Raw genomic sequence first — 11,132 nt, forward strand, 5'->3', positions numbered from 1 at the left:
AGTGATGAACACGGGCGATCGCAGACCACTTGCAAGCCGCGACACGCGCTGGGCACAAGCGACGGCCAGACGTCTCGCCGCACTCTCCGTGACCCCCAACCAGATTTCGCAGGCCAGTATCCTCGCCGGCGCGCTGGCAGGCACGGCTTTCTGGCTTGGCGGGCAGAGCGGCGGCACTTCTCGTTCGCTGCTGTTGCTGGGCGCGGCGCTGTTTTGCCAACTGCGGCTGCTGTGCAATCTGTTCGATGGCATGGTCGCCGTCGAGGGCGGCAAGGCGTCGGCCGACGGGCCGTTCTGGAACGAGTTCCCGGACAGGCTCGCCGATATCGCCATCATGGCCGGCATAGGTTACGGCATCGGCATGCCTGGCCTTGGCTGGGCAGCGGCCTGTTTTTCGGTTCTCACCGCCTATGTGCGGGAATTGGGGCGGGCCAACGAGACGCCGAGCGATTTCACCGGACCGATGGCCAAGCCACATCGCATGGCAGTCGCAACCGTCGCGGCACTGCTATCTACCGGAGAATTCCTTTGGAATGGCCACAACGAAGTCTTGACGCTTGCGCTCGCCGCCATTGCCATCGGCGCCGCCGCAACTGCGTTGCGGCGCGCATGGCGACAGGTGCGATGGCTGAAAACCAGGCGACCCTAGCATCGCCAGCCTCGAAGCCTGAGACTCCCGGCGCATCGATCACCAGTCCATCACCACCTTGCCCGAACTGCCGCTGCGCATCGCGTCGAATCCAACCTGGAAATCATCGATGCCGATGCGGTGCGTGATCAGGCCTGAGACGTCGAGCGGGCCCTGGACCAGCGCGATCATCTTGTACCAGGTCTCGAACATCTCGCGGCCATAGATGCCCTTGAGATGCAGCATCTTGAAGATGACCTTGTTCCAGTCGATCTCGAACCCGGTCGGCGCAATGCCGAGGATGGCGATCTTGCCGCCATTGTTCATGGTGTCGATCATGTCGCGGAAGGCGGGGGCTGCCCCCGACATTTCCAGGCCGACATCAAAACCCTCCGTCATGCCGAGCGCCGGCATCACGTCGCTCAGTTTTTCCTTGGAGGCGTCGACGACGTGCTGGACGCCAAGCTTGCGCGCAAGATCCAGCCGAACCGGATTGATATCCGTGATAACGACCTTCCTGGCGCCGACGCATTGCGCCACCAGCGCGCCCATGATGCCGATCGGTCCGGCGCCGGTGACCAGCACGTCCTCGCCGACCAGATCAAATGACAATGCGGTGTGAACCGCATTGCCCAGGGGATCGAAGATCGCGGCGATCTCGTCCGGCACATCGTCCGGGATCGGCACGACATTGTGCTGTGGGATCGCCAGGTACTCGCCGAAGGCGCCCGGGCGATTGACGCCGACGCCGAGCGTGTTGCGGCACAGATGCCCCCTGCCCGCGCGGCAGTTGCGGCAATGTCCGCAGACGATGTGGCCTTCGCCCGACACGCGTTGGCCGACCTTGTATTCGGTGACCGCGGCGCCGAAATCCGCGACGGTGCCGACGAATTCATGGCCGGTCACCATCGGCACGGGCACCGTCTTCTGCGCCCACTGGTCCCAATTGTAGATGTGGACGTCGGTGCCGCAGATCGCAGTCTTCTTCACCTTGATCAGGACGTCGTTGGGGCCGATTTCCGGCACCGGCACCTCTTCCATCCAGATGCCCGGCTCGGCCTTGGCCTTCACCAGCGCCTTCATCATGTTCGACATTCTTTTGTCCCTTGAATCTCTTGATCCGGAAGCGGTTTGCGGCGCCGGTCGCTCAGGAAATCACACCTAGTTCCTTGCCAACCGCACCGAAAGCCTCGACCGCCCGATCAATGTCGGCGCTGGAATGCGCAGCCGACATCTGCGTGCGGATGCGCGCCTGGCCCTTGGGCACCACCGGGAAGGAGAAGCCGATGACATAGATGCCGCGTTGCAGCATGCGCGCCGCCATCTCCTGCGCCAAGCTCGCATCGCCCAGCATGACCGGGATGATCGGATGGCCGGCGCCTGCCAGCGTGAAGCCGAGCTTCCCCATCTGTGTCCGAAACCGTTCCGCATTGGCATATAGGCGCTCGCGCAGGGCATCGCCATTGCGGATCATGTCGAACACTCTGATCGAGGCGCCGGCGATCGCCGGCATCAGCGTGTTGGAAAACAGATAGGGCCGCGAGCGCTGGCGCAGCCAGTCGACCACCTGTTTCTTGCCGGACGTGTAGCCGCCGGAAGCGCCGCCCAGCGCCTTGCCGAGCGTACCGGTGATGATGTCGACCCTGCCCTCGACGCCGCAATGCTCAGCCGAGCCGCGGCCGTTCCTGCCGACGAAGCCGACCGCGTGACTGTCGTCGACCATGACCATGGCATCGTATTTTTCGGCCAGATCGCACACACCCGCGAGATTGGCGATGATGCCATCCATCGAGAACACGCCGTCGGTGGCGATCAGCCGGAACCGGCAATCCTTCGCCTCCTTCAGCCGCGCCTCGAGATCCGCCATATCGTTGTTGGCGTAGCGGAAGCGCTTGGTCTTGGACAGCCTGACCCCGTCGATGATGGAAGCGTGGTTCAGCGCATCGGAGATGATCGCGTCCTCCTCGCCCAGAAGCGTCTCGAACAGTCCACCATTGGCATCGAAGCAGGAGCCGTAGAGGACGGTGTCGTCCATCCCGAGGAAGGACGATATCGTCGCTTCCAACTGCTTGTGCTCCTCCTGCGTGCCGCAGATGAAACGCACCGAAGCCATGCCGTAGCCGTAGCGGTCGAGCGCGTGCTTTGCCGCCTCGCGCAGGTCGGGGCTGTCGGCGAGGCCGAGATAGTTGTTGGCGCAGAAATTCAGCACCTTCTCGCCGCCGACCTCGATCTCAGCCGACTGCGTGGAGGAAATTACCCGCTCGGACTTGTACAGTCCGGCCGATCTGAGCCCCTCAAGTTCGCCGTCGATATGGGAGAGAAATGCTGCGGTCATGATCGTGCCTCGTTTGACGTGGGCCGACTGTCGTCCCGCACGCACAAAAAATCCACCGCAAAAGCGACCGGATCAGGTGGCTGGGTAATGTCGAACGGATGCCGCAGGCATGGCTCGAGGGACGATCCGGATCACATGGGCCGGCGAATGTTCAAATGCGGACCGGCCGCGAAAGAGGCCGATAACCATTTCGCGACCTTTAAGCCTTTCCCCTTGTCGGCCAGCTGTCGATTTCCAGTCCTGTTAATGTTTGCAGTTCAATGATGCTCATACAGGAATCCGTTGGCGAGAGGGCCGCCCCCCAAGATGTCGCAGCAGCCGGTGCAAACCGTTTCAGGCAAGCTCATACTGCTGATCAAGGCTGGTTATTGGCTGGCGCTGCTGATCATCGCCGCCATGGTGGTGGCTTCCTTCATCCTGCTGCAGCAGGTGATGGCCACCCAACGGCACAACCATACGCTGCTCGATATCGTCAGCACGCAAAAGACGCTGTCGCAGCGCATCGTCTTCCTCGCCGGTGCGACCGGTGCTGCTTCGCGCGACAAGCAGCCGGCGCTCGTCAACGCGCTCAAGCAGGCGACGGCGGAGTTCGAAACCAACTATGACCTGCTGCTCAAGCAGACGGCCGCCGATCCAAAGTCGCCGGCCAGGCTCGATCCGAAGACGATCGAGAACGTCCTTTTCGGCAAGCCTTTCCATCTCGACTATTTTTCCGTCGGGCTGGTCGCCAATGGCGAACGCCTGGTATCGGCCTTCTCGTCCCAACTCGCACTCGGCGACAATGGCGGCTACAAGGGCGGTTACGAGCGCGTCACCCTCGACGCCTCGGTCGCCAACGCAACATTGTCGGGCTATTCGGCGCTGGGCCAGCGCATCAGCGCTTTCGCCGACGAACGATCCGAAAAGATGCTCGATCTGCACCGCACGCTGTTTTACGCCACGATCGGCGTCATCGTTCTGGTGGCGCTGTTCATCTTCCGGCCCATGTCAAACGCGATCCTGCGCAAGACGCGCGAACTCGTCGATGCGCGCAATTCGATGGCCTTCATCGCCGTTCATGACGGGCTGACAGGTCTGCACAACCGCACATTCCTGACCGACCATTTCGACACGCTGATCAAGAGCGCGCATCGTCGGCGCGAACGTCTTGCGGTGGTGCAGCTTGATCTCGACCGGTTCAAGCAGATCAACGACACGCTCGGCCACGCCGCCGGCGACTATGTGCTGGTCATCACGGCCCAGCGCATGCGCGATTCCTGTCGGGCGTCGGATCTGTGCGTGCGCCTCGGTGGCGACGAGTTCGTGATGATCCTCAACGGCGCCGGCGGCAGCGAAGACATCAACATGCTGGCACGGCGCATTCTTGCGCACATCAACGAGCCGATCGTCTTCCAGGGCACGACCATTCTACCGGGCGCCAGCGGCGGCATCGCCGTCTATCCGATCGACGCCGACAACGCCCAGGACCTGCTGGTTCACGCCGATCTGGCGCTTTACTCCGCCAAGAAGATGGGCGGCGGCAATTTCTCGTTCTTCTCCGAGGAATTGCGTCGCGAACTCGATTATCGCAAGCAACTCGAGCACGACATCAAGGTTGCCATTTCACAGCAGGCATTCCAGGTCTATTTCCAGCCGCAGGTTTCACTGAGCGACGGCACGATCAGTGGCATCGAGGCGCTGGTGCGCTGGAACCATGCCGAGCGCGGCATGATCTCGCCTGGCGAATTCATTCCCGTCGCCGAGAAATGCGGTTTCATGCCTGATATCGGCCGCATCGTCATCAGCAAGGCGATCAACGAAGCCGCCGAATGGAACCGCGACGGCATTGCTTTCGGACGACTTGCGGTCAACGTATCCGGAACCGAATTGCGCGAGCACGACTTCGATGCTTTCCTGTTCGAGACGCTTGAGAAGGCCGGCCTACCGCCGCAGAAACTGTCGCTGGAAATCGTCGAATCCGTCATTCTCGATGACGAGAAGACAGGCATCGCGGCAAAGCTACGCCATATCAGGGCCGCCGGCGTCCATCTTGAGCTCGACGATTTCGGCACTGGCTACGCGTCGCTCAGCCACGTCAATCCCAACGAGATCGACCGGCTGAAGATCGATCGCCGCTTCGTCCAGAACATCCATGAGAACGGTGACAACTCCAAGATCGTGCGCGCCATCACCGAGCTCGCGCGCGGCCTTGGTATCTCGATCGTCGCGGAGGGCGCCGAGACCGAAGCCGAACTCGATTCACTGATGGCCATCGGATGCGACCAGGTGCAGGGCTACTCCATCGCCTTCCCGATGCCGCAGGACAAAGCCCGTGACTGGCTGAGCGCCCGCATGCCGAAGAAGGCCAGGCTAACGGTGCTGCAGGGAAGCCTGGCGTAGGCAGCCCTCACCCGCGCTTGACAACTCATCACCGAGATGGCGCCCTGTGCAAACGGGTAGTTCCGATGCCGCTTCTGCTTGCTTTGCTGACCATGCTCGCCGCATTTCCCGCTTATGCAGTGGATCGCACCATCTATCTGACTTTCGATGACGGACCGCTGAACGGCACCAGCAACATCCTCGACGTGCTGGAAGCGCAGCAGGTGCCGGCGACGTTGTTCATGGTCGGCATGCATGCGCAGGCGAGCGCGGGCAACAAGGCATTAGTCAGACGCGCAAAAGCTCTGCCGCTGGTGACGGTCGGCAATCACAGCTACAGCCACGCCAACAACCGCTACCAGCATTTCTATGCCGATACGGAAGGCGTGGTGGCAGACATGCTGCGGGCCAACGCCGTGCTCGGGCTCGCTCCAGCGGTTCATGCGAGGCTGCCTGGGCGCGACGTGTTCAGACTGCCTTCAATGTCGAAGAACGACACCTCGCTCGGCCTTGCGCAGGAAGGCCGTGAGGAGCCGGACTATGAATTCGTCGCCGCTTCCCGCTTCTATCTCTATGGCTGGGACCATGAGTGGGTGCATGACGACACAGGCAAGCCGGTGCAGAGCGTCGACCACTTGGTCAGCGAGATCGATCACCTGTTCGGCTATGGCCGCTTCGTCAAGCGCGGAAAGATGATCCTGCTCATGCATGACGAGATGTTCCAGGACGGCTTCGACGGCAAGACGAAACTGACCAGGCTGATTACAGCGCTGAAGCAGCGCGGCTATGCTTTTGGGACAATCCAGAGCTATGACGACTGAGCGGGCGATCCCTAGAGCGCGTAGTGTCGAAAGAGATTACGCGGCGCGCCTTGGACATCGTCAGCTTTCCACGTTGGCCCGCAAGGTCGCCAGCACTTGCGCAAACTCCGCCAGCCTGTCGTCTGACAGGCCCACGCGCAGCCGCTTGTCGAAGGCAAGCGCCGCCTTGCGCAGTGTCTCGAACATCGCTTCTCCGGCCTCTGTCAATTCGACCAGATGGACCCGGCGGTTGACGGGATCGCGGCGGCGCGTCAGCAATCCTTGCGCCTCCATCGCGTTTAGATGATGGGTGAGCGTCGCTCCCTGTATGCCGATCATTCCGGCGAGCTCGCGCTGGTTGGCTAGCTCGCTCGATTTGACCGACAGCAGAGTAAGCCAGACGGGCAACGTGCCGCCCGCTTCAACCAACGCGGTGTCGAAGGCCTGTGCAACAAGCTTGGCGGTGCGGCCGAGATTCATGCCGACCGGCGGGCGTTCAAAGGGCGTCATGGCAAGACACTAGACGGTGTTTTCCACGGATGGAACTGGCACTCATTTATACATTGACATCTAACAGTTAGATATCTAACTATTTAGGCGACGGCGGGCAAGAGAGGAGAGCTGGTATGCAATATGTCTACATCATCACCATCGGTCTTCACGTCATGGCGGGGGTGTTCTGGGCCGGCACCACCATCACGCTGGCGCGCGACCCCGAGATCCGGGCTGAACGCTTCATTGGACCGCAAATGGGAGCGGCCGGCATGGTGTTTCTCACCGGTGCGCTGCTCTGGTATTTTTTCCATGGTGCCTATTTCGGCTCGATGGAAATGGTGCTGGCCCTCGGCATCGTTGCCGCTTTCGCCGCGGCTGGAGTGCTCAGCACCATGGTCCGCCGCACCAGCACGCAGCTTGCTGGCGCCGACGCGGCCACCGAACCTGCCCTGCGCGCGAAGATGGCCCAAGGCGAGCGAATCGCCGCCTGGCTGCTGGTTCTCACCGTGCTCTGCATGGCCACCGCCAGAATGTTCTGATCACGAATCGTACGGTGCCGGCGCAAGCAGGCGGCGTACGCGGCGCGCAACGAACCAAGGCAGCAGATGGCTCTCCTTGCGGAGGTTCCGTTGCGCCTCCTCGAAACTGTTAGCGACAGCAGCCTTTCAAATCCTTAGCCCGAACCGGATGCCGTCATAGATGGCGGCGTGGATGTTGCGCGAGGCGACGGCATCGCCGATGCGGAACAGCACGAAAGATCCTTGCGGATTGCGCTCGGGAAAAATGTCGCCGCCACTCACCAGCCGCTCATAGTCTATGGCGCCGCCGTTCGTCGCCAATGGCTTCAGCGAGAGATAAAGGTCGTCTAGCGGCGCCGTGCCATGCTCGACCACCACCTGGTCGACCCGCCGCTCGCCGCGCCAGCCGTCGGCGAAATCGGAGGCAAGCTCGGCAACCAGTTGATTGCCCTCGCGGCGCACCGAGCGCAGCCTTGTGTTGATAGTGATGGTGACCCCCTTCTCCTGGAAGGCGCGCATGTAGGGTACGTGGTTCATGCCGCCCATTTCCGGCGCGAAGAATCGCTCCGGCGAAACCAGTTCCAGCTTCGAACCGGCAGCCGCGACGAGTTCCGCAGCGCCCATTCCCTGATGGCCTCCATTGTCGTCATAGAGCAGCACGTTTTCAGCCGGCTTGACGCTGCCAGCCATGATGTCCCAGCTCGATGTGACAAGAGTGTCGCCCGCCGTCAGCGGCGGATTCTGCGGCAGTCCGCCGGTGGCGATCACCACGACATCGGGCGACAACGCCAGAACGTCGTCCTTCTCGGCCCAACTGTCGTAGCGGATCTCGACGCCGAGCCGGTCGAGTTCGGCCAACCGCCAGTCGACGATGCCGATCAATTCCTTGCGGCGCGGGTTCTGCGTCGCCAGCCTGACCTGTCCGCCGGCCTGGCCCGATGCCTCCAGCACCGTCACCTGATGGCCGCGCTCCGCGGCCACGCGCGCTATTTCCAGTCCGCCTGCACCAGCGCCGATGACGACGACTTTTCGCTTTGGTCCCTCGGCCTTGGTGATGATATGCGGAATGTCCGCCTCGCGGCCGGTCGCCGCATTGTGGACGCAGAGCGCCTCGCCGCCTTCGTAGATGCGGTCGAGGCAGTAGGTGGCTCCGACACACGGGCGGATTTCGTGCTCGCGCCCTTCCATCACTTTGCGGACGATGTGCGGATCGGCGATGTGGGCGCGGGTCATGCCGACCATGTCGAGCTTGCCGGCGGCGATGGCGTGGCGCGCAGTTGCGACGTCGGAAATTCGCGCCGCGTGGAAGGTCGGGAATTTCGTCGCCGCCCTCACCTCGCCGGCGAAGTCGAGATGCGGCGATGAGCGCATGCCGGTCACCGGAATGACCTTGGTCAGTGCCGCGTCGGTCTCGATCGAGCCCCGGATGATGTTGAGGAAATCGACCTTGCCTGATGAGGCAAGCCGCCTGGCGATCTCGACGCCCTCCTCTTTCGACAGGCCTTGCGAAAAATCCTCGTCGGCGACCATGCGTATGCCGACGACGAATTTTTCGCCGACGGCCGCCCGCACGGCGTCGAGCACCATGTCGGTGAACCGCAGCCGGTTGTCGAGCGAGCCGCCGAACTCGTCGTCGCGATGGTTGGTGGACGGAGACCAGAAGCCGTCCATCAGATGGCCGTAAGCCTCGAATTCGATGCCGTCGAGACCGGCGGCCTGGCAGCGCTGGGCGGCGGAAGCATAGTCGGAAACGATGCGTTCGATATCCCAATCCTCGATGGTCTTGGGAAAGGCGCGATGCGCCGGCTCCCGCACCGGCGAAGCCGACAGGACGGGCAGCCAGTCGGCCTTGTTCCAACCGGTTCGACGGCCGAGATGGGTGATCTGGATCATCACCTTGCATTCATGCTCGTGGCAGGCGTCGGTCAGTTCCGCGAGCCATGGCACGATCCCGTCATCATAGAGATGCAAATTGCCGAAGGCGGCCGGGCTGTCGCGTGAAACGATGGCCGAGCCGGCGGTCATTGTCAGCGCCATGCCGCCCTTGGCCTTCTCCGTGTGGTAGAGCCGGTACCGCGCCTTGGGCATGCCGTCTTCCGAATAGGCAGGCTCGTGGCTGGTCGACATCACCCGGTTCTTCAACGTCAGATGCTTGAGCTGATAGGGCTGGAGAAGCGGATCGTTGCTGGTCATCGTCTTCCTGCGGTTTCAAATTGTGTTATTGAGCGGCCAGATGCGCCGCCCCTGAGTGGATTGCGGCGTTTATTCCAATCTTCGTTCGCGCCGACCGCCATGGAAGCGTGCTTCCGGCGACAGGCAGGCAAGGAGCCGTCCATGATCGATACCAAAACCCTCACCCAGCTCGGCGCGCATGTCGAGACGCCACAGAGCCCGGAAGCGGCGGTCCTGGAAACCGTGCCGTTTTCGCGCGGCGACGGCCCGCCGGCCATCGTGCGCTTCACCTGCCCGGAATTCACCTCGCTGTGCCCGGTCACCGGCCAGCCTGATTTCGCCCATATCGTCATCGACTACGCACCCGACGCGGCTCTGGTGGAATCGAAGTCGCTCAAGCTGTTCATGACCTCGTTCCGTAATCATGGTGCTTTCCATGAGGATTGCACCGTCATGATCGGCCGCCGCATCGTGGCGGCAACGAGCCCGCTATGGTTGCGCATCGGCGGCTATTGGTATCCACGCGGCGGCATTCCGATCGATGTGTTCTGGCAGACGGGCGCGCCGCCGGAAGGCGCCTGGCTGCCCGAGACCGGAGTGGCGCCCTATCGCGGGCGAGGCTAGCTCGAACCATTATTCGCATTGGTACTGGCTGAGCGCCCATTCACCGGTCACCGATAGCAGGTCCGATATCTTCCATTCGCCGTCGACCCTTTTGAACTTCCACTCAAGGCGGTGCGGGTTGCCGGCGACGACGAAGGCGACGATGACCTTGGCCTGGTCGCCATTGATCGCCTCGAGCGTCTTCAGGCTCTTGTCGATCTCGGCCTTATCATAGTCGGCATTGTCGAGCGCCATGTTGGGGTCGAGGCACTCGCCCTGCCCGGATTTGCGCAGCGCATCGCTCTTGTCGAGCACCGTTTTCGCCGGATCGACGAAATGGCGGCGCTGCGACGGACCGACCTCCAAGCCGACCTGGTCGTAGAATGGCCGCACCACCGCTGTCGGCGAGCCCGGCTGAATTGGGGCGGCAGGTATGCTTGGCGAGGCAGCCGGTGGCGTTGCCGGCTCGGCGGCTCCGCGAGGTGCAGGCGCTGGCGGCGACCCGTGGTCATCGGGCGCGGGGGCAGCCGGAGCATTCGCCGGCGGCGTGCCGAGTAGCCCCTGCGCGGCGCCGCCACTCAAGTCCGCCGCCATAATGCACACGGCCGACAGTGCCAGGAACCGGCGGCGGGCCATCGGATCACTCCGGATCTTGGCCCGCCAGACATTCGAGCTGGCTCAGCGTCCAATCGCTGGTCTTCGATGCGATGTCCGATATCCTCCACTTGCCGTCGATCTTCTTCAGCGACCAATGCATTTCGCGTTGTGCATCGTGTCCTTCCGGAAAGAGGCTGAAGCTCGCCACCACCTGGGCAGTATCGCCATCCACCATCTCGGACACTTTCAGGGTCTTGGAGACGGTCTTCTGGTCGAAATCCTGCGCATCGAGGCCCGGATCGAAATCGATGCAGGCGACCTGGTCCGGATTCTTCCTCGTTGCCTGATCGTTGAGGTCGAACAGTCTTGTCACCGGCTCGGTGAAGCGATCCCGGTATTTTGCGTCGGCCTCGAACTTGACATCCGGAACATAGAAGAACTTCACGGCGTCCGACGCCGGACCGGCCAGGGCGACAGCGGGAAAGGCCGTCGCAAGGGCGGCAAGGAGCACTGTCAGTCTCATGCAGAATCTCCGGCTTTTGATGGCTTGGCGCAATCCAGTAGCACGCATCCTGCATATCGGCTTTTTTGCGGCTCATGAAGCCCGCGGCCGCGTCGCGGCCGAT

11 protein-coding genes are annotated in these 11,132 nt (G+C 62.4%); 5 read left to right on the plus strand and 6 right to left on the minus strand.

Going from position 1 to position 11,132, the window contains the following annotated elements; translation table 11 throughout:
- The first annotated feature begins 1 nt into the window (after position 1).
- Positions 2–649 carry a CDP-alcohol phosphatidyltransferase family protein gene (locus LB547_RS06210; RefSeq protein ID WP_181165122.1) on the plus strand — a complete coding sequence of 216 codons (648 nt, stop codon included), beginning with the start codon at positions 2–4 and terminating at the stop codon, positions 647–649.
- A 39-nt stretch (positions 650–688) separates the two neighbouring features.
- On the opposite strand, the gene tdh is transcribed toward LB547_RS06210, so the two are convergent.
- Both tdh and LB547_RS06220 read right to left on the minus strand, forming a co-directional pair.
- Complete coding sequence (gene tdh / locus LB547_RS06215) at positions 689–1,723, minus strand: L-threonine 3-dehydrogenase (RefSeq protein WP_140494176.1); 1,035 nt, start codon at positions 1,721–1,723, stop codon at positions 689–691.
- Between the two features lie 52 nt (positions 1,724–1,775).
- Positions 1,776–2,963, minus strand: a complete 1,188-nt coding sequence (locus tag LB547_RS06220; RefSeq protein ID WP_140565147.1) for a glycine C-acetyltransferase — start codon at positions 2,961–2,963, stop codon at positions 1,776–1,778.
- Positions 2,964–3,269: 306 nt separating this feature from the next.
- Between LB547_RS06220 and LB547_RS06225 the strand changes: the two genes are divergently transcribed.
- Both LB547_RS06225 and LB547_RS06230 read left to right on the plus strand, forming a co-directional pair.
- A complete protein-coding gene (locus LB547_RS06225; RefSeq protein WP_140494180.1) occupies positions 3,270–5,342 on the plus strand; it encodes a putative bifunctional diguanylate cyclase/phosphodiesterase in 2,073 nt (690 codons plus the stop codon).
- Positions 5,343–5,407: 65 nt separating this feature from the next.
- The gene (locus tag LB547_RS06230; protein ID WP_140670064.1) at positions 5,408–6,142 is read left to right on the plus strand and encodes a polysaccharide deacetylase family protein; all 735 of its coding nucleotides are present in this window, start codon (positions 5,408–5,410) and stop codon (positions 6,140–6,142) included.
- A 60-nt stretch (positions 6,143–6,202) separates the two neighbouring features.
- On the opposite strand, the gene LB547_RS06235 is transcribed toward LB547_RS06230, so the two are convergent.
- Positions 6,203–6,601, minus strand: coding sequence for a MarR family winged helix-turn-helix transcriptional regulator (locus LB547_RS06235; protein ID WP_224655784.1), 399 nt, complete (start codon positions 6,599–6,601; stop codon positions 6,203–6,205).
- A 146-nt stretch (positions 6,602–6,747) separates the two neighbouring features.
- Between LB547_RS06235 and LB547_RS06240 the strand changes: the two genes are divergently transcribed.
- A complete protein-coding gene (locus LB547_RS06240) occupies positions 6,748–7,155 on the plus strand; it encodes a hypothetical protein (RefSeq protein WP_140521694.1) in 408 nt (135 codons plus the stop codon).
- Between the two features lie 126 nt (positions 7,156–7,281).
- On the opposite strand, the gene LB547_RS06245 is transcribed toward LB547_RS06240, so the two are convergent.
- Positions 7,282–9,327, minus strand: coding sequence for an NADH:flavin oxidoreductase (locus tag LB547_RS06245; RefSeq protein WP_140624622.1), 2,046 nt, complete (start codon positions 9,325–9,327; stop codon positions 7,282–7,284).
- A 141-nt stretch (positions 9,328–9,468) separates the two neighbouring features.
- On the opposite strand from LB547_RS06245, the gene queF reads away from it, so the two are divergent.
- Positions 9,469–9,930: a preQ(1) synthase gene (gene queF / locus LB547_RS06250; RefSeq protein ID WP_140515582.1), complete on the plus strand. Its 462-nt coding sequence runs from the start codon at positions 9,469–9,471 to the stop codon at positions 9,928–9,930.
- A 9-nt stretch (positions 9,931–9,939) separates the two neighbouring features.
- Here the strand turns inward: queF and LB547_RS06255 are convergent, their stop codons facing one another.
- Complete coding sequence (locus LB547_RS06255; RefSeq protein ID WP_140761677.1) at positions 9,940–10,545, minus strand: hypothetical protein; 606 nt, start codon at positions 10,543–10,545, stop codon at positions 9,940–9,942.
- A 4-nt stretch (positions 10,546–10,549) separates the two neighbouring features.
- On the minus strand, positions 10,550–11,029 hold the full coding sequence (locus tag LB547_RS06260; protein WP_140761681.1) for a DUF3828 domain-containing protein: 480 nt from the start codon (positions 11,027–11,029) through the stop codon (positions 10,550–10,552).
- Between the last annotated feature and the right edge of the window lie 103 nt (positions 11,030–11,132).

The organism is Mesorhizobium sp. B264B1B (assembly GCF_020165765.1).
Lineage (GTDB): Bacteria > Pseudomonadota > Alphaproteobacteria > Rhizobiales > Rhizobiaceae > Mesorhizobium.

Coding starts and splice junctions, on each gene's coding strand:
- tdh (WP_140494176.1), bottom strand. CDS start 1,723: ATGTCGAACATGATGAAGGCGCTGGTGAAGGCCAAGGCCGAGCCGGGC.
- LB547_RS06225 (WP_140494180.1), top strand. CDS start 3,270: ATGTCGCAGCAGCCGGTGCAAACCGTTTCAGGCAAGCTCATACTGCTG.
- LB547_RS06235 (WP_224655784.1), bottom strand. CDS start 6,601: ATGAATCTCGGCCGCACCGCCAAGCTTGTTGCACAGGCCTTCGACACC.
- LB547_RS06255 (WP_140761677.1), bottom strand. CDS start 10,545: ATGGCCCGCCGCCGGTTCCTGGCACTGTCGGCCGTGTGCATTATGGCG.
- queF (WP_140515582.1), top strand. CDS start 9,469: ATGATCGATACCAAAACCCTCACCCAGCTCGGCGCGCATGTCGAGACG.
- LB547_RS06230 (WP_140670064.1), top strand. CDS start 5,408: ATGCCGCTTCTGCTTGCTTTGCTGACCATGCTCGCCGCATTTCCCGCT.
- LB547_RS06245 (WP_140624622.1), bottom strand. CDS start 9,327: ATGACCAGCAACGATCCGCTTCTCCAGCCCTATCAGCTCAAGCATCTG.
- LB547_RS06240 (WP_140521694.1), top strand. CDS start 6,748: ATGCAATATGTCTACATCATCACCATCGGTCTTCACGTCATGGCGGGG.
- LB547_RS06260 (WP_140761681.1), bottom strand. CDS start 11,029: ATGAGACTGACAGTGCTCCTTGCCGCCCTTGCGACGGCCTTTCCCGCT.
- LB547_RS06220 (WP_140565147.1), bottom strand. CDS start 2,963: ATGACCGCAGCATTTCTCTCCCATATCGACGGCGAACTTGAGGGGCTC.